Here is a 16697-nt window from a genome sequence, read left to right on the forward strand (position 1 = left end):
CTCTCCGATGATCAGGCGCGGCGGACGCCGACCACGCCTTCGACTTCGTGGATCAGCGTCAGCGTGCGCTGCAACTGCTGCAGGTTGGTGATCTCGACGGTGAAGCTCATGTGCGCCTTGCTCTGCTTGGATTGGGTATTGACGCCGACCACGTTGAGCTTTTCGCGGGTGAAGATTTCCGAAATGTCGCGCAGCAGGCCCTGCCGGTCGTGCGCATCGACCACGATATCGCAGGCGAAGACGCCGGTGGTCTGGATGCCCCAGTCGGTCTCAATGACCCGTTCCGGATGCAGCGCCGCCAAGTTGGCAAAGTTGGGACAATCCATGCGGTGTATGGAAATGCCCTTCCCGCGCGTGATGAAGCCCTGGATTTCATCCGGCGGCGCCGGCTTGCAGCAGCGCGCGAGCTGGGTGAGCAGCTTGTCCACGCCGACGATCAGGATGCCCTGGTTGCCTTCGACCGGCTTGGCGGGCTTGGCCACCACCGCATCGGGCAGCTGCGTTTCGGCGAGCAGGTCGCCGCCCTTGGCCACTGCCTGGAACTGCCGCTGGTTCAGGTCGCCACGAGCCGCCGCAATGTACAGGTCGTCGGCCTTGGCGAAGCCCAGCTTGTGCGCCAGTTCCTCGATATTGGCCCCGGTCTGCCCGGCGCGCTGCAATTCCTTGGCGATCAGCCCCCGGCCTTCGGCCAGCGTTTCTTCCAGCGCCAGGTTGGAGAACCAGGCGCGTACCTTGACCCGGGCACTCTTGGTATGGATGTAGCCGAGCGACGGGTTCAGCCAGTCGCGCGACGGCCCGCCGTGCTTGGCGGTGACGATCTCGACTTCCTGTCCGGTTTCCAGCGCGGTGTTGAGCGGCACCAACTGGCCGCCGACCTTAGCGCCGCGGCAGCGGTGGCCGAGATCGGTATGCACGCGGTAGGCGAAATCGACCGGGGTCGAGCCGGCCGGCAGGTCGACCACCTTGCCCTGCGGCGTGATGACGTAGATCGTCTCGTCGAGCGCCGCCTGCTTGTAGTGCTTGACCCAGTCCGAACTGTCGGCGACTTCGTCCTTCCAGGTCAGCAGCTGGCGCAACCAGGCGATCTTCTCGTCGTAGTTGTCCTCGGCGCTGCGCTTGGTGCCTTCCTTGTAGCGCCAGTGGGCGGCGACGCCGAGTTCGGCGTGCTTGTGCATGTCCCAGGTGCGGATCTGGATTTCCAGGCTGCGCCCGTCCGGGCAGCGCACGGCGGTATGCAGCGAGCGGTAGTAGTTGCCCTTGGGATTCGAGATGTAGTCGTCGAATTCCTTGGGAATCGGCAGCCACAGGTTGTGCACGATGCCGAGCGCGGTATAGCAGTCCTTCAGGTCGTCGACGATGATGCGCAGGGCGCGCACGTCATAGACCTCGGAGAACTCGACGTCCTTCTTCCGCATCTTGTTCCAGATGCTGTAGATGTGTTTCGGCCGGCCGTAGATCTCGGCCCCCATGACGCCCGACGCTTCCAGTTCCTGACGCACCCGGGTCACCGCATCGACGATGAACTGCTCGCGCTCGCTGCGCTTCTCGTCGAGCATCTTGGCGATTTTTTTATAGACGTCGGGATGGATGAAGCGGAAGGACAAGTCCTCCAGTTCCCACTTCAGTTCCCAGACGCCCAGGCGGTTGGCCAGCGGCGAATACAGTTCCAGGGTTTCGCGCGCCACCTGGACGCGCAATTCGTCCGGATTGGCGGCATAGAAGCGCAGGGTCTGCGTCCGGCTGGCCAGGCGCAGCAACACGACGCGGATGTCCTCGACCATGGCGAGCAGCATCTTGCGCAGCACTTCCACCTGCGCCTTCATTTCGGTCGGATTGACCTCGCCGGCTTCGATATTGGTCGCCACGAAGCCCTTGGTAATCGGCCGCAGCTTGTTCAGGCGCGAAATGCCATGCACCAGATGCGCCGCCGGCTTGCCGAAGCGCTCCTCGATACGGGCGATGCCATGCTCGTCATGGGACGGGATGGCAAAGAGCACCGCGGCGATGCGCGATTCGACATCGAGCTTGAGCCCGGCGATGATCACCGCCATGCCCAGCGCATGCGACCAGATGCGCTCGCCGCTGCCCAGAGTACGCTCGCCGTAGGTCTCCCAGGCGTATTCGACGGCACCCTTCAAACGTTCGGCATCAGCCGGGGGAAGCCCCTCGCCCAGAGTGGCGAGGAACTGCTCGAAATCGCTCAGCGCAGCGACGGAATGGACGACGGAAACCATAGGGCGTAATTATAAGACCGATCGCATCGCGCTCCATGCCGACAAGCGCACATTCGCCCCTCGGGTCTTCCCTAGTATTCTGTTGCGCCATTCGCTGACCAGCCAAGCCCGGCTTGGCGCCACGGGCGCTTCAGGCATAATCGGCCGACCATGAAGAAACTGTCGGCAAACCCCTACCTGCTCCTCACCCTGACCGTGCTGTTCTGGTCGGGCAACATGGTGATCGGCCGCGGGGCGCGCGGCGACATTCCGCCGCTCAGTTTCGCCTTCTGGCGCTGGCTGATCGCCTTCGTGCTGATCGTGCCGCTGGCCCTGCCCCACCTCCGGGAACAGTGGCCGTTGCTGAAGAGGGGCTGGAAACCGCTGCTCGTGCTCGGCGTGCTCGGGGTCGGCGGCTACAACACCTTTGCCTACCTGGCCCTGCAGAACACGACGGCGACCAACGCAGCGCTGCTCAATTCCTTCGTCCCCATCGCCACCATCGCCATCTCCTGGGCCTTCCTCGGCAAGCACCTGCGCCGGCCCGAGGCCATCGGCGTCCTCATTTCACTGAGCGGCGCGCTGACCATCGTGTCGCACGGCGATCCTGCCGTGCTCGCCCGCCTCAACCTGAACGTCGGCGACGTCTGGATGCTGGTGGCGGTGCTCGACTGGGCCATCTATACCGTCGCCCTCGCCTGGCGGCCGGCCGGCGTGCATCCCATGCTGATGCTCGGCACGACGGTGGCCATTGGCCTGGCCACGCTGGCCCCGGCCTATGCCTGGGAAATGGCGCAAGGCAAGTTCATCAACGTCCACGCGGGATCGCTGGCCGCCCTCGCCTACGTCGGCATTTTCCCGAGTTTCGTCGGCTACATCTTCTACAACCGCGGTGTCGCCGAAGTCGGCGCCAACAAGGCCAGCCTGTTCATCCACCTGATGCCGGTCTTCGGCACCCTGCTCTCCTTCCTGTTTCTCGGCGAAATTCCGTTCTGGTACCACTACCTGGGTATCGGCTTGATCTTCACCGGCATTTGGCTGACCATGAAGAAATGATCGGTCTGCTCGACAAATTGCGCGGCAGGAAGACGCCCCGGATCCCGGACGATCTGTGGGCGGCCATTGTCACGTCGATCCCCTTTCTCGACGCCCTCGACCACGAGGAACAGCAACGGCTGCGCGACCTGGCCGAAACCTTCCTCGGCAGCAAGGAATTCACCACAGGCGGCGGCCTGCAGCTGACCGACGAAATCTGCGTCTCCATCGCCGCCCAGGGCTGCCTGCCCATCCTCAACCTCGGACTGGGCGCCTACCGCGACTGGGTCGGCATCATCGTCTATCCCGATGAATTCGTCGTCCCCCGCAACCAGGAGGACGAGAACGGCGTGGTGCACGAATACGACGACGTGCTCGCCGGCGAAGCCTGGGAAGGCGGTCCGCTGATCGTTTCGTGGCACGACGTGAAAATGGCCGGCGACGGCTACAACGTGGTGATCCACGAATTCGCCCACAAGCTGGACATGCTGAACGGCGACACCGACGGCGTGCCGAAGCTGCACAGCGGCATCGCCGAGAGCGAGTGGCAGATGGTGTTTTTGGCCGCCTACGACGATTTCTGCCGGCGCGCGGACAGCGGCGAGGAAACCATCATCGATCCCTACGCCAGCGAGTCGCCGGGCGAATTCTTTGCCGTGCTGTCGGAGAGCTTTTTCGAACTGCCGGACGTGGTGGCCGACGAGTACCCGGACCTCTACGCGCTGTTCAAACGCTACTATCGTCAGGATCCGCTGGCCCGCCTGCGCCGGCCGAACACGTAGCCCGAGCGGGCGGATTCCGCCCCAGGCTGTCGAGAACCTTGCGAAACAACACCTCGGGATCGACCGGCTTGGCCACGAAATCGTTCATGCCGGCCTCGAGGCAACGCTCGCGATCGTCGGCGAAGGCATTCGCCGTCATGGCCAGGATCGGTATCTGCTGCCCGTGCGGCAACTGGCGAATGCGCCGGGTGGCTTCCAGGCCGTCCATCACCGGCATCTGCATGTCCATCAGGATCAGGTCGTAAGGCAAGGCATCGACCCGGCGGACGGCTTCTTCGCCATTGCCGACCAGGTCGACGTGCAATCCGGCCTCTTCGAGCAGGAGTTGGGAAATTTCCTGGTTGACCGGCTCGTCTTCGACGAGCAGCGCCCGGGCACCGGCATGGAGACTGCGGATCAGGCTTTCGGCATCGCACTGCGCAGCGTTTTCCGGCGTGTCCTCCGCCGCCGGCCCCCCGTTCGCCAAGCGTGCGGTGAACCAGAAGACGCTGCCCTGCCCGAGCTGGCTGTCGGCCCCGGCATCGCCCCCCATCAGCTGAGCCAGCTGCCGGGTGATGGCGAGACCGAGACCGGTGCCCTTGTACAGGCGGGTCGTCGAACTGTCGGCCTGTTCGAAGGCCTGGAACAGGCGGGCGAGAACTTCCGGCGCGATGCCCGGGCCACTGTCGGCAACCTCGAAACGAAGCACGACGCCGTCGGCATCGCTCTCGACGACGCGTACCCGGATATCGATATGGCCGCGCTCGGTGAATTTGACGGCATTCGAGGCGTAATTGAGCAGGGCCTGGGTAATGCGCGTCGCATCGCCCTGCAGCCGCCCGGGCACGGCAATCAGTTCGGACGAAATGGCGAGCCCCTTGCCGCGGGCCATTTCGCCAACGATGGACGACACGTTGGCGACGATCTGCGCCACGTTGAGCGGCGCCTGTTCGATCCGCAGCTTGCCGGCATCGATTTTCGACAAATCGAGGATGTCGTTGATCAGGGCGAGCAGATGATTGGCCGAATGCTCGATCTTGACCACGCACTCGCGCTGCCGGCCGTCCAGGCCGCTGCGCCGGAGCAGGTGGAGCATGCCGATGATGCCGTTCATCGGGGTACGTATCTCGTGGCTCATGTTGGACAGGAAGGCCGCCTTCGAGCGGGCCGCCTCGTTGGCGGCATCCCTCGAAACGGCCAGTGAGGCGTTGGCTTCCTGCAGCGCCGCCGTTTTGCTGGCCACCAGTTCCTCGAGATGCTCGCGATAGGCTTCCAGCTCGCGCTGCAGTTGCTTCTTCTCGGTCACGTCCTGCTTGATGGCCAGGTAGTCGGTAATCCGGCCGTCGGGCTGGCGCACCGGGGAAATGATTTCCGACTCGATGAAAATCTCGCCATTCTTGCGCCGGTTGGTCAGTTCGCCGACCCACACCCTGCCCGCCCGCAGGGTGGCCCACATCTCGTCATAGACGCCGCGCGGCGTCTGCCCGGCATTGAGCAGGCGCGGATTGCGGCCGATCAACTCGTTCCACTCGTAGCCGCTGCTCGTCATGAAAGCCCGGTTGACGTATTCGATATTGCCGTCGACATCGGTGATGCAGATGCCTTCCGGACTCTGCTCGACGGCCTGGTGCAGCTTGGCCAACTCCTGCTCGGCCGCCTTGCGCTGGGTGATGTCGCGGGTCACCGCGAGGTGCGCCGTGATCCGCCCGTGCGTGTCGCGCATCGGCACGGCGTGGGTTTCCATCCAGCGGCGGAAACCGCCGAGGCCGATGATTTCGAATTCCAGCGTTCCCGATTCGCCGGCGAAGACGCGGCGATTCAAGGCCATGAAGGCCTCCCGGTGCTCCGGGGCAACCAGATCGATCACCGGAAGACCGGCCACCTGCGCCATCGAGTCGGCCCCGATCATCATCAGGCCGGCCTGATTCATCTGCAACAGGGTACCGTCCTCGCCGACCAGCTTGACGCACTCCGGCTCGGTATCGATGATGGTTTTGAGTTCCAGCTCGCGCTGGGCCAGCGTTTCCAGCGCCCGCTTGCGTTCGCTGATATCGCGCGACGAGGCGACAAGGAAGGACTGTCCATCCAGTTCGAGGCCGTGGCAACTGACTTCGACATCGATCAGGTGGCCGGCGCTATGACGATAGCGGGTTTCCAGGCGCAGTGTGGCACCCGGCTGATTGAGGCGGCCCATTTCCTCCTGGATATTGACCCATGAGTGATTGGCGTCGATGGCATCGATCCGGACCTTGCCGATTTCCGCCCGCGCCATGCCTAGCATGTCGAGAAATGCCGGATTGGCGTCGACGACCGTGCCCTCGGCATCGAGCACATGGATGCCGTCGGTCGCGGTATCGACCAGGGCCTGCTTGCGCAGAATGGTGTCCCAGTCCCGGCGCTGGACTTTCTGGTACCACCACAGGCCCAGACAGGCCAGCGCGGCAATGCTGAGATAGACGGAAAGCCAGATCATGGCCCGCTGGCGCCAGCCAGCGAACATGGCATCGGTATTGCGGCCGACGGCAATGACCAACGGAAAATCCATGTCCAGTCCGGGCGGCTGGATGGTGCGCAAGGCCATCAGGCGATCCTCGCCAGTGGCGACGGAGATGCCGGTCAGGACGTTGTCACGGTTGCCGCTGGCCATGTGGTGCGAAAAAAAGGAGCCGGGTACCGCCAGATTCTTGCCGGCCTGCCCCGGACGCAAGGGCGCCATGATGATCTGGATGCCGTTGCCGTGCGTGAGCGACGTCCACATGTCTTCGGTGTACAGCGTACGTTCCAGCAACTGACCGATGAAGGGCATGTCCATGGTGGCCATGGCGACGCCGGCAAAGCGGCCTTCGCCGTCGAGCAGCTTGCGCGAAATGGTAAAAGTGTAGTCGCCGAACACCGTCTGGAACGGCGGCGAGACGATCCGCGTTTCGCCGCTCGACGCTTCGGCGGCGGCGCGGAAATAGTGACGGTGGGCGAAATTCTGGCCGATCAGGTCGGCACGGTTGGAAGACAGGACGCTGCCATCCGGCCCGGTGAGCATCAGGATATCGGTGCCGTGGCCGAGCTTGGCCAGCTGGCTCAACTGCTGGCTGGCCGTCTGCCAGCCGTCGCCCGCGGCCGACCGGCCGGGCGCTCCCTGGATCATGGCCTGCAGCAACTGATCGACGCCGCGTAGCCGCCGCTCGATGATGTCGGCCGAGATCGCCGCGAGATTGGACAGGTGCACGCGCTCTTCCGCGGCCTTGACGCTATGCGAGTCGTGGACGTTGTAGCCCATGACTCCGGCCAGGACGACCAGAAACGCACACAGCAACTTCCACTGGGTGTGGAAGACCCTCATCGCTCGTCTCCTCCCGCCTGATGGCTTTTTTTATGAATTTTGTATCACTATAGCGGAAATCTCGAAATTATTCGGCCGGTTGCACCTGTTTTGTCCCGCGAATCAGGCACCGATTTTCCCAATGAAGGCGGACAGCGCCGCCAATACCGCCGCCTCCTGGTCGCGATGCGGTGAATGGCCGCAGGTGGGCAGCTTGAGCAGTTCGCTGCCCGGCACCTGTTCGGCGATGACATCGATCTGGTGCATCGTCGCGTATTCGTCGTCCTCTCCCTGAATAGCGAGCACCGGGCACTTGATGCGCGGCAGGTAATCCTCGATGTTCCAGTCGCGAAATTCCGGCGACAGCCAGGTATCGTTCCAATCGGCGAAAACCAGGGGCGTCCGCTCATGGTGATAGCGCGCCAATTTCGTCGGCAGATCGGTCGTCGCCCAGGCCGTGCGGGCCTCGCGGATACCGGCCAGCGTCACGTCCTCGACGAATTCGTGCGGCGCCATCACGGCGACGCCGCGCGGCACGTCCGGAAAGGCGCCGGCAAAGATCAGCGCGATGCTGCCGCCGTCGCTGTGGCCGACCAGCACCGGCCGTTCGATGCCGAGTGCCGCCAGGAAGGCTGGCAGCATCTCCTCGCCTTCACGGTGCATGTAGCGGGGCGTGCGCGCTTCCGGGTGGGGTTCCGATCCGCCGTAGCCGGCGCGCGACCAGACGACGACGCGGCAGCCGGTGGCGGCGGCCAGCTTTTCCGGGAAATGCCGCCACATGGCGACGCTGCCCAGCCCCTCGTGCAGCAGCAGGATGGGTGGCCGGTTATCAGTGGTGGCGGGGTAATCGCGATACTCGAGTTTCAGGTCCAGGACGGTAATGTGTTTCATGCGCTCAACAGAAAATCGCGGACGACGCCGATCTGGTCGTCCGACTGGAACATTGGGGCGTGGCCCACGCCGGGAATTTCGGCCAGTTTGGCGCGCGGCCCGCGGCTGCCCATGGTCTGCCAGGTGTCACGCGTCAGCAGGTCGGACTCCGCCCCCCGGATGGCCATGGTCGGACAGGCGATCTGGTCGTAGATCGGCCACAGTTCGATATCCTTGTCGCCGAAGGCGGCCTTGAACGGCTCGGCGATGCGCGGATCGTAACGGAAGGCCCAGCGGCCATCCGGACGCTGCACGACGCTGGTTTCTGTCAGGTGGTACCACTGCGCCTCGGTCAGCGGACCGAAAGGCAGGCTGACGAACTTGACGAAGTCCAGCGCTTCGTCGAAGGTCGCCCAGTCCGGGTCGGTGCCGACATAGGTGGCGATGCGCTGCAAGGAGTCGACGGTGATCAGCGGCCCGACGTCGTTGAGCACCAGCTTGCGGATCGGCGTTCCCTCCTGGGCGGCTAGCGCCATGCCGATCAGCCCGCCCATCGAGGTGCCGACCCAATGCACGCTATCCACGTTGAGGCGGGCGATCAGGGTCACCATGTCGGCGACGTATTGCGGAATGGCATAGCCGGCCGGGTCGCGCAGGCGGCCGCTCAGGCCGCGCCCGACCACGTCGGGGCAGATCACCCGGTAATGCCCGGACATCGCAGTGGCCAGCGCATCGAAATCGCGTCCGTTGCGGGTCAGGCCATGGACGCAGATCAGGACGCGCGGATTGTCGCGGGCGCCCCACTCGGTATAAGCCATCCGGTGCAGGCCCGACGGCCCGATGCATTGCACGGTTTGTTGAGTGAATTGCATGGTCATCTCCTTCCCCGGAAATGTATCACCGGCCATGCCAATAACGGCGATGTTCTTGCCGCCAGGCGGAAATAGCCGGCCGCGACTCATCCAGCAATATGCGTACCGCACCATCGCGGTCGGTCCGCCAGATGCGCGCGCCCATGGCCTCGTAGCGAGCCAGGACTTCCGGCTTGGGATGGCCGAAGCGGTTGCGGTAGCCAACCGGGACAACGACCTCGCCCGCCCCCACCGCGCGTAGGAAAGCCGGCGTCGACGACGTTTTCGAGCCATGGTGCGGGACCAGCATGAGGTCGGTGGCCAGGGCCTCCGGATAGCGAGCGAGCAAGGCGGCCTCGTCGGGCGCCTCGATATCCGAGGTCATGAGCATGCTTTTCCCGCCAGCCTCGACGCGCAGCACGCAGGACAAATGGTTGGGCTTGGCCTCGCCGGCATAGGCCTCAGCGCCCGGATGCAGCATCTCGAAAGCGACGCCGTCCCATATCCACTTTTGGCCGGCGACACAGCGTTCGCCGACCGAGCCGGCGACCGACGAGCGGACCGCGTCCACCATCAGCGCCGACAGGACCGATGCCGTCCCGCCCGAATGGTCGGTGTCGCGATGCGTCACCACCAGCAGGTCGATGCGCGCCAGTCCCTGCGCCCGCAGATAGGGCACCACCACCCGCTGCCCGGCGTCCGACTCGGCGCTGTACAGCGGCCCCGGATCATAGACCAGGGTGTGCTCCCGCGTCCTGATCACGGTCGCCAAGCCCTGCCCGACATCGAGCACGGTAATCCACGCCGTGCCGGGCGGCGGCTTTTCCACCGGCCAGAACAAGGCCGGCACCAGCAGCAGGCCGCCTAGCCAGCGCCCCGGATAGCCGCGCGGCAGCAGGCAGACGGCGACGCCCACCCCGGCCGCCAGCGCCGCCCACAACGGCGGTGCGGGTGTCACTAAACGAGTACGCATTCCGGGCCAGATGGTCAATTGCGTACCGCATTTCGGGTGAAGATCCACAAGCTATTCCCCATTCGCAGGGACGAACCAAGCATATTCGTGCCCCTTGCCGGCAATGAGGCCGAATTCATGCCGTGTGTCGGTCTACTACGTTGCCGCAGATGTGGAAACCCTGTAAGCCTTATTGGACAACTCCTATCGCAACCGGGGCTGATTTCCCAATGTGTTGCACATTCTCTTGCAGGTGGCTGGGTACCTTTCGTCTCCTCAATTCTCGAGGTGATTCAACTCGCCACCCACCGATCCCCCCATAAGCCATCTAGTAGTGTTCCGTTTGACACATTTAGGTAGTCGTTCAACTTCGCGCAATATCTTGTTAGACAGAGACGCTGAGCTAACTGTACATGCGCACACCATTGGTAATCGTTGCGAACCTCTTCCCAGGCATCTGGATAGAAGTTCGCCGTTACGGCTTCTATCAACAAAATTAAATCCATGGGCGGATGCGCCCAGCGGGGCTCTTTAATCGGCATGTCTAACGCACGATCATCGTGTGCATGGCCCCCAAACTGCAGATGGTAGAGTGGCCCATGCTGAATGCTGCCATCAGGTTGCTTGTTAGCTTGATCGAAGTGCCACCTGTGTATTCTTGCAGAATGCTGGTACCGCAACTCCAGCGAGATATCTAGTCTCCGGATAGGCGGTAGCTTTTCAATTGAGTCGTCCACCGAGACACCATCAACCGAAACCACTGGGTTATAAACATCTTGATGTCGATCAGGGCAGCCCTTGAACACCAATCCTTGTTCATGTGCGACGGAAAATGACCATGACTTCTTATCTCCTTGATTTCGCAATGCGCTGTCAAGCTTATACACAGCATCATAAGAGGCCTGATCAAGAACTCCCATACTTATAAGTTTGTCGCATATAAACCTTACGGCCGTTGCCATCTCCTTCGCCGTTGGCACCACGCTATTCCCCTTTAATTTTCCCTTTCCGTACCGCATCTTCGACCGGCTTATCTAAAGCGTCGATTCTCATATCCGTACGATCAATATGCCTATCCTCTTGGATGCAGTTGAAACAAATCCGGCGGCGCTCTACTAGAGGACCACTAAGTTGTTCATGAACGGCTACCGAATGCGCCACGAGAGTGGCGCGCTCGCAGATCGAGCACACATGGGTGATCCGTTCATTGGTTGAATTGCTCCACGCAGACTTTGCGGGCTCAAAAGCGTAGCCGAATTTTTTTGCGAGGATGGCTGTCCGTTCTTGCGCAGTAAAGCTATTCACGACACCGCCCAACCACTCTTCTAGCGCCGTCTCCACGGTTAACCTCCACCACATCGATCTGAACCCACAAAATACCCCGGAGTAGTGCGCACCTAATCGCCGAAGTTCATCGAAAATTAGTGCCTTGCCGGCATCGCCGGCCTTTATTCCACATCGCGCAAGTACCGTTAGCTCGTCAATGAGAATGCCATTTCGGTTGATTAGTCGTTTCAGCAGGAATCTCGCGAAGATGTGCGGAATCTTAGTCGTTGCCGCCAAGTCATGAATTTCCTGATGATTTATTAAGTACTCACGTCGTTGGTCCAGACCAAAAATTTCGAATAGCTTTTCGTTGTATGGCCGCAGTTCAAGCAAGCGGGCATAACCCTCGGTTAACGCATCTAGCTTTCGCTTTTCCTCGTCAGCGTCTTTGCGCGCTGTCTTTTTGATGATGTGATCGAACAGGTCGTGCGCTGTCTTCTCCGGGTGAAAGTACTCCCGGATTTTTTCTTCCGCGGAGTGAAGCACAATGGGGAAATCTTGGTTTCCGTCATCGCTGGCCAAATCTCGTAGATATTGAGCAAGCGTCGAGGCCTTATAGCTAACCAGCAGTTCCTGCATTGCCTGCGCGGCAACAACGTCGCCCTGCAAAAACCTCGCTCGATGTCGAAATCACATGACCCTAGGGAATTGTCGGTCTGGACCTTGCCGGAGTTTCGGGAGGCCTTCGAGGCTTATCTCGATAAGGTCTACGGTGAAATGGAACACTCTGCACTCGGCATGTCGCCGAAGCAAGCAATGGCGATCGGTTTGGCACAGTCAGGGCTGCGTCGGCATACCTTGATCCCCAATACCCACGACCTGTTGATCATGTGCCTGCCGTCCACACCCAAAGGAACGGCCAAGATTGATCCCAGCCGGGGCGTGAAGATCGGCTACATCTTCTACTGGTGCCCGGCCTTCAAGAACCCAAAGCTCGCCGGTAGCGACGTTCCGGTCCGCTACGACCCCGACGACAAGTCGATGGCGATCGCCTGGCTCAAGGACCATTGGGAAACCTGCCAATCCGAATATGCCGACCATTTCCGTGGCCGTACAGAGAAGGAAATCGAACTGATCACGCAGGAAATCACGGCGCAGAACAAGCTTACCGGCAAGCGCCGGACGATCAACGCATCGCTAATCGCCAAGCACTTGAGTAGCACGCACGCCACGGAAAAGGTCCTTCAGCAACGCCTGCGCGATAACGAAACCCATCCTGCCTCCAGACCCAGTCATCCGGCTGCCAAACCGACCCGGTCCGAACTCGACGCCCTGGAAGATTCCTACTGGGCTAGCTTCAAGAACAAGATTTTGGGAGATTGACATGAACAACACGCACATCCACCCTTTCCCGATCGAATTGCTCGACGCCACTATCGAGTCACGCGTCAAATACTTCCGCAACTTCTACATCGATCATCCGAACCTGCAGTGCTGTTATGAGCATGCCATGTCGGCTATCAACAGTGCTTGCGGACCCAAGATCGTACTTGTTACCGGGCCGACAGGCGCTGGAAAGACGACGCTTGCCCGAAAGATCTACAAGGCATTGCAGAATCAATATCGCGACCAGATGGAGAAGGAGCCCGGCACCGTTCCGGTAGCTGGATTCAACGCCATTCCCCCCAACGGAAGTTCGTTCAACTGGAAGGATTTCTATGTTCGTCTGTTGGAAAGGCATGGCGACGTCCTGACCAATCGAAAAATGCTGATTCCACGCCAGCACGATCTCTTCGAAGGCATGTCGGCGCCCCTGCCGATCGAGCGTTCGACCACTGAAGCATTACGCCGTGCAACGGAGAAAACGCTGCAGAACCGTAAAACCAAGGTTCTGATCATCGACGAGGGGCACCACATCCTGATGGTCAACGATCCCAAGCGCCTTGAATTCCAGTTCGAAGCGCTGAAGTCGCTGACCATTGAGTCCAACGTCGTGATCGTCCTCGTCGGCACCTACAAATTGCTGGCCATTCGCGATCAAAGCGGGCAATTAGTGCGTCGCAGCGAAATCGTGCATTTTCCGCGCTATCGCTCTCAAATCGAAGGGGAGCTCGAGAATTTCACCCTGGCGCTCAAAGAATTGATGGGCCAACTGCCACTGCCGCCCCCCCCCATTATCGACAACAAAATGGCTCAGTATTACTTTGCCAAATCCGCGGGCAGCATCGGTATCCTGAAGGATTGGCTTGCGCGCTGCCTGGAGTATGCGCTTATTCGAGGCAAGCGGACTATTACCCGCGAGTTCGCAGAGGAGTTCGCCCTCTCGAACAAAAGCCTGATTACGATCATTGATGAAGCTATCGACGGAGAAATTGCGCTGGAGGATACGAGCTTCGACGCTGTCAGAGCCCTTTTGTATCGCATAGGATCAGGAAAGATATCGGCCCCCTCCAAACAGCCTGCAACGAAGAGGCCAGCAAAGGTCGGGGAACGCAAACCGACTCGGGACAAGACAGGAGACGATCATGGAAAGCGTTGATCTCTCATTCTTACCTGAATTCTCTGGATTCGATAACTTGCCGGATATTCCTCCCAGAAGCCGGTTGTTCTCACTGGAACCAATTGGGATCGGCACGCCAATGTCCGAGGGGCTGAAGTCCTACATCATTCGGCTGGCAGAAGCCTACTCGATCAGTCCTCGCCGATTGATCCGTGAGGAGTTCACCAAATTCGCTCCCGAGCTCGCCAATTACCGGTATTTCGGTCCAACTAAGTATGCAATCGCGATCGATGGGCTCTATCGGTATAGCGAATTATTTGCAAGGTCCGTTGAAAACCTATGCGGGTTACCGGAAGCGAGAAACCTAACGCTACAGCCTCTAAACGCCCTGTTGCCTTTCACAGGGGTCGGCATGTGTGCCCCAAGGTGGTGTTCGAGTTGCTATGCCGAGATGCGCGAATCCCGTCAACAACTATATCAGCCTCTGGCATGGTCACTTGATCTCTACCATGTCTGTCCTAGGCATGAGAAAACCATGGTCGACCGATGCCCGTCATGCAACAAACTCCAGTATTTGATTCCGCGCATCCCAATGATCGGGTATTGCTGCTATTGCGGCACATGGATGGGGAAACCACTCAACAAATCCCCACCAGCAACGTCTTTTGAGTTATGGGTGTCTACGGCAATCGGTGAAATCATCGCTGAACTCTCCAAGCTCGGCAATCTGGCCACTCGCGACCGATTTCTAAGGCAGCTCATGGAGGCCGTCGATTGTTTTGCGGATGGCGGCCGCCGGGAGTTTTGCAGGCGAATAGGACTACCGGACGCAGCTTTTCAAATTTGGATTACCGGTGGTAAGCGGCCATGCCTCGCTCGCTGGTTAGAAATATCCTATGGACTAGGTATCGGCCCTGTCAGATTTCTCGAGGAAAAGTTCGCGTCAGTTTCCGAGACAACTGTTCTTCGCAAACTACCCTACGCACTGACTCCTCGAGCCAGTAGCCCGCAATTGACTGCAGCTGAGCGACATGCAATCGAAGTTGAGTTGACTTCAGTAGCGGAAGCCGGCAGTGGGGCTTTTTCGGTCACTGCGCTAGCCGAAAGGCACGGACTGGCACGCCGCCATTTGCAATCCCTCTGGCCGGATCAGTGCCGAAAAATAAGCGCTGACTTCAAGGAAAATGCAAAAATCCAATGGAACGAAAAACGCGCACAGCAGTGCAGAATTACGAAGGAAACCGTCAATTCATTGCTGGAGCGCGGTCTCTATCCTAGCCAACGTACCATGCAAAATGCTCTGAATCGCTTCGGATTGTCCTTGGTAAATCCGGCCATACGAGATGCCTACAAACAGCAACTATGGGCAAAGCTCTTGGAGAACAATGGCAATTCGTAAAATTTTCGGAGAGGAGACCAACATGAAACGAAAAAGCGGATACCAATCCAAAAAGATCGCTATGACAGTAGTCGCCCCGAATGAACGGATCCGTCGAATGCAGAGCTATCTCGCAAGAACTGAAGAGAAGTTCAAAGAAGTGTTGCAACTGACAACGCACCTTGGTACTGAGGCTAATGGTGTATTGGCTGGCCCAGCCAAGCGCAACAAAAAGCAATTTCTGCCGTTTGACGATGAGTAGTAAACAATGGTCACGCTACTTTTCTTCGACTGTGAATTCACCGATCTGAGCAGTTCCGCATCGTTGATCTCAGCAGGCTTTATTAGCCAATCAGGCGAACAATTTTATGCGGAACTGTCCGACTACCCGGAAGACTCCTGTAATGATTTTGTGAAGGCAGCGGTTCTGCCCTTACTATCGCTGCGCCCGATTTCAACTGCTGACTTCATTTCGTCGCTGACTGATTGGCTCAGCTACCGGGGTGAAGATTTCCTGTTCATCGCCGATTCAGATTGGGATCAGAAGGTACTCGCCAAGACCTTCGCCTCGATTGGCAAATCCATCCCTGACAATTGGTGGTTCCTAAAAACGCCAGACAACTTCACCAATGGCATGCAACGCTGTTTGTTCAATGACGAAATGGCGGCGTTCTTCCTGCGCCATCGTGACCTGAAGCCACACCATGCTCTGGCAGATGCCCAAGCAATTCGCAGTGCGTATTTGCGCGCTGAGTCAGGATATTAGACTGCAGCCTTAAGCACGTACAGGCGACTGTCGTTATTTTTCATCCCAGACAATAGCAATGCCGGTTCCCGCCAAGGGCTGCCGCGAAACATATTCCAAACAGGTTGCAGGATGATCTGCGGCCCGATACTCCAGGTGCGCGCTACATGCGACCACTGTCGGGTCATCGCGTAATTCGAAAGCATGATCGCAATCGATACAGACTGGCTCGGGTTTCTGCATTACCTATTCCCTTTTTCCCAAAGCATATTGAAACAGGCATTTGGCGACTCGCCGGCAATAGTCTACTAAGGCCTACGATCTGCCTGACTCTGATGGCAAGAGGCAACAATTTGGTCTTTAACATCATGCAAACAATGTAACGGATAGCCTTGCTGGCCAGCGTTCACCGCGCTTTAGCGTTGTACGTCGTGACAAGTATGCCTTAAAGGCGAATCGTGCAGACTTAATTCACTCGTGGGCATAGACCAACACAAGCTTGAAGCCTCCAAGGCGAGAAGACAGGAGCCAACGCACATAGAGATAAAGAAAGAAGGCGCCAGATACTAAGCCTGCCATTCCGGCAACCGCGGTGCCAACTGACTTTGGGACGCCCATAATGGCAAAAATAAAACCGATGACGCCACCGATTAATGCGCCAACGATTGTTGAGCCAAGGGTTACGAGTATGCCCCGCCAGAAGAACCCCCAACAGATGTTAGCTTTTGAAGACAAAGGGAGCTCTTTGATTTCCAGTATGTTCATGACAATTGCTGTGCTTTCGAAATAAGAATAGCCGTCTGATAGCGA

General features: G+C 59.5%; 15 protein-coding genes. 7 read left to right on the top strand and 8 right to left on the bottom strand.

The genetic code is table 11. From position 1 onward, the window contains the following. Positions 1–11: 11 nt before the first annotated feature. Complete coding sequence (locus tag LZ012_RS13660; RefSeq protein WP_275711366.1) at positions 12–2234, bottom strand: RelA/SpoT family protein; 2223 nt, start codon at positions 2232–2234, stop codon at positions 12–14. A gap of 150 nt (positions 2235–2384) precedes the next feature. Here LZ012_RS13660 and LZ012_RS13665 point away from each other — a divergent pair, with 150 nt between their 5' ends. Beyond that, positions 2385–3269 carry a DMT family transporter gene (locus LZ012_RS13665; RefSeq protein WP_275711367.1) on the top strand — a complete coding sequence of 295 codons (885 nt, stop codon included), beginning with the start codon at positions 2385–2387 and terminating at the stop codon, positions 3267–3269. After that, a complete protein-coding gene (locus LZ012_RS13670; protein WP_275711368.1) occupies positions 3266–4030 on the top strand; it encodes a M90 family metallopeptidase in 765 nt (254 codons plus the stop codon). Before LZ012_RS13665 ends, LZ012_RS13670 begins: the two co-directional genes overlap by 4 nt. Here the strand turns inward: LZ012_RS13670 and LZ012_RS13675 are convergent. The 6 genes from LZ012_RS13675 to LZ012_RS13700 all read right to left on the bottom strand — a co-directional run bounded on the left by LZ012_RS13675 (position 3975) and on the right by LZ012_RS13700 (position 11903). Further along, the gene (locus tag LZ012_RS13675) at positions 3975–7346 is read right to left on the bottom strand and encodes a PAS domain S-box protein (protein WP_275711369.1); all 3372 of its coding nucleotides are present in this window, start codon (positions 7344–7346) and stop codon (positions 3975–3977) included. The two genes, LZ012_RS13670 and LZ012_RS13675, sit on opposite strands and share 56 nt — an antisense overlap. A 102-nt stretch (positions 7347–7448) precedes the next feature. After that, positions 7449–8216, bottom strand: a complete 768-nt coding sequence (locus tag LZ012_RS13680; RefSeq protein ID WP_275711370.1) for an alpha/beta fold hydrolase — start codon at positions 8214–8216, stop codon at positions 7449–7451. After that, the gene (locus tag LZ012_RS13685; RefSeq protein ID WP_275711371.1) at positions 8213–9067 is read right to left on the bottom strand and encodes an alpha/beta fold hydrolase; all 855 of its coding nucleotides are present in this window, start codon (positions 9065–9067) and stop codon (positions 8213–8215) included. Before LZ012_RS13685 ends, LZ012_RS13680 begins: the two co-directional genes overlap by 4 nt. Positions 9068–9092: 25 nt before the next feature. Beyond that, positions 9093–10019, bottom strand: coding sequence for a ComEC/Rec2 family competence protein (locus tag LZ012_RS13690; RefSeq protein WP_275711373.1), 927 nt, complete (start codon positions 10017–10019; stop codon positions 9093–9095). Positions 10020–10291: 272 nt separating this feature from the next. Continuing rightward, the gene (locus LZ012_RS13695; protein ID WP_275711374.1) at positions 10292–10960 is read right to left on the bottom strand and encodes a hypothetical protein; all 669 of its coding nucleotides are present in this window, start codon (positions 10958–10960) and stop codon (positions 10292–10294) included. A 22-nt stretch (positions 10961–10982) separates the two neighbouring features. Continuing rightward, on the bottom strand, positions 10983–11903 hold the full coding sequence (locus LZ012_RS13700) for a hypothetical protein (RefSeq protein ID WP_275711375.1): 921 nt from the start codon (positions 11901–11903) through the stop codon (positions 10983–10985). Between LZ012_RS13700 and LZ012_RS13705 the strand changes: the two genes are divergently transcribed. The 5 genes from LZ012_RS13705 to LZ012_RS13725 are packed head-to-tail and all read left to right on the top strand — an operon-like array spanning position 11859 to position 15908. Further along, the gene (locus tag LZ012_RS13705) at positions 11859–12647 is read left to right on the top strand and encodes a Mu transposase C-terminal domain-containing protein (RefSeq protein ID WP_275711376.1); all 789 of its coding nucleotides are present in this window, start codon (positions 11859–11861) and stop codon (positions 12645–12647) included. The two genes, LZ012_RS13700 and LZ012_RS13705, sit on opposite strands and share 45 nt — an antisense overlap. A 1-nt stretch (position 12648) precedes the next feature. Further along, positions 12649–13803, top strand: a complete 1155-nt coding sequence (locus LZ012_RS13710; RefSeq protein WP_275711377.1) for an AAA family ATPase — start codon at positions 12649–12651, stop codon at positions 13801–13803. Next, on the top strand, positions 13790–15163 hold the full coding sequence (locus LZ012_RS13715; protein WP_275711378.1) for a TniQ family protein: 1374 nt from the start codon (positions 13790–13792) through the stop codon (positions 15161–15163). Before LZ012_RS13710 ends, LZ012_RS13715 begins: the two co-directional genes overlap by 14 nt. Before the next feature lie 22 nt (positions 15164–15185). Beyond that, complete coding sequence (locus LZ012_RS13720) at positions 15186–15404, top strand: hypothetical protein (protein WP_275711379.1); 219 nt, start codon at positions 15186–15188, stop codon at positions 15402–15404. Between the two features lie 6 nt (positions 15405–15410). Then, the gene (locus LZ012_RS13725) at positions 15411–15908 is read left to right on the top strand and encodes a 3'-5' exoribonuclease (RefSeq protein ID WP_275711380.1); all 498 of its coding nucleotides are present in this window, start codon (positions 15411–15413) and stop codon (positions 15906–15908) included. Between the two features lie 450 nt (positions 15909–16358). Here the strand turns inward: LZ012_RS13725 and LZ012_RS13730 are convergent, their stop codons facing one another. After that, entirely contained in the window at positions 16359–16652 is a 294-nt protein-coding gene (locus LZ012_RS13730) for a hypothetical protein (RefSeq protein ID WP_275711381.1), read from the bottom strand. Between the last annotated feature and the right edge of the window lie 45 nt (positions 16653–16697).

Source organism: Dechloromonas hankyongensis, assembly GCF_022012295.1.
Classification (GTDB): domain Bacteria; phylum Pseudomonadota; class Gammaproteobacteria; order Burkholderiales; family Rhodocyclaceae; genus Azonexus; species Azonexus hankyongensis.

What these genes read in the sequence shown, in the direction of transcription:
- LZ012_RS13715 (WP_275711378.1), top strand. Translation starts at nt 13,790, where the DNA reads ATGGAAAGCGTTGATCTCTCATTCTTACCTGAATTCTCTGGATTCGAT.
- LZ012_RS13665 (WP_275711367.1), top strand. Translation starts at nt 2,385, where the DNA reads ATGAAGAAACTGTCGGCAAACCCCTACCTGCTCCTCACCCTGACCGTG.
- LZ012_RS13675 (WP_275711369.1), bottom strand. Translation starts at nt 7,346, where the DNA reads ATGAGGGTCTTCCACACCCAGTGGAAGTTGCTGTGTGCGTTTCTGGTC.
- LZ012_RS13695 (WP_275711374.1), bottom strand. Translation starts at nt 10,960, where the DNA reads ATGGCAACGGCCGTAAGGTTTATATGCGACAAACTTATAAGTATGGGA.
- LZ012_RS13720 (WP_275711379.1), top strand. Translation starts at nt 15,186, where the DNA reads ATGAAACGAAAAAGCGGATACCAATCCAAAAAGATCGCTATGACAGTA.
- LZ012_RS13710 (WP_275711377.1), top strand. Translation starts at nt 12,649, where the DNA reads ATGAACAACACGCACATCCACCCTTTCCCGATCGAATTGCTCGACGCC.
- LZ012_RS13690 (WP_275711373.1), bottom strand. Translation starts at nt 10,019, where the DNA reads ATGCGTACTCGTTTAGTGACACCCGCACCGCCGTTGTGGGCGGCGCTG.
- LZ012_RS13680 (WP_275711370.1), bottom strand. Translation starts at nt 8,216, where the DNA reads ATGAAACACATTACCGTCCTGGACCTGAAACTCGAGTATCGCGATTAC.
- LZ012_RS13670 (WP_275711368.1), top strand. Translation starts at nt 3,266, where the DNA reads ATGATCGGTCTGCTCGACAAATTGCGCGGCAGGAAGACGCCCCGGATC.
- LZ012_RS13725 (WP_275711380.1), top strand. Translation starts at nt 15,411, where the DNA reads ATGGTCACGCTACTTTTCTTCGACTGTGAATTCACCGATCTGAGCAGT.
- LZ012_RS13685 (WP_275711371.1), bottom strand. Translation starts at nt 9,067, where the DNA reads ATGCAATTCACTCAACAAACCGTGCAATGCATCGGGCCGTCGGGCCTG.
- LZ012_RS13700 (WP_275711375.1), bottom strand. Translation starts at nt 11,903, where the DNA reads ATGCAGGAACTGCTGGTTAGCTATAAGGCCTCGACGCTTGCTCAATAT.
- LZ012_RS13730 (WP_275711381.1), bottom strand. Translation starts at nt 16,652, where the DNA reads ATGAACATACTGGAAATCAAAGAGCTCCCTTTGTCTTCAAAAGCTAAC.
- LZ012_RS13660 (WP_275711366.1), bottom strand. Translation starts at nt 2,234, where the DNA reads ATGGTTTCCGTCGTCCATTCCGTCGCTGCGCTGAGCGATTTCGAGCAG.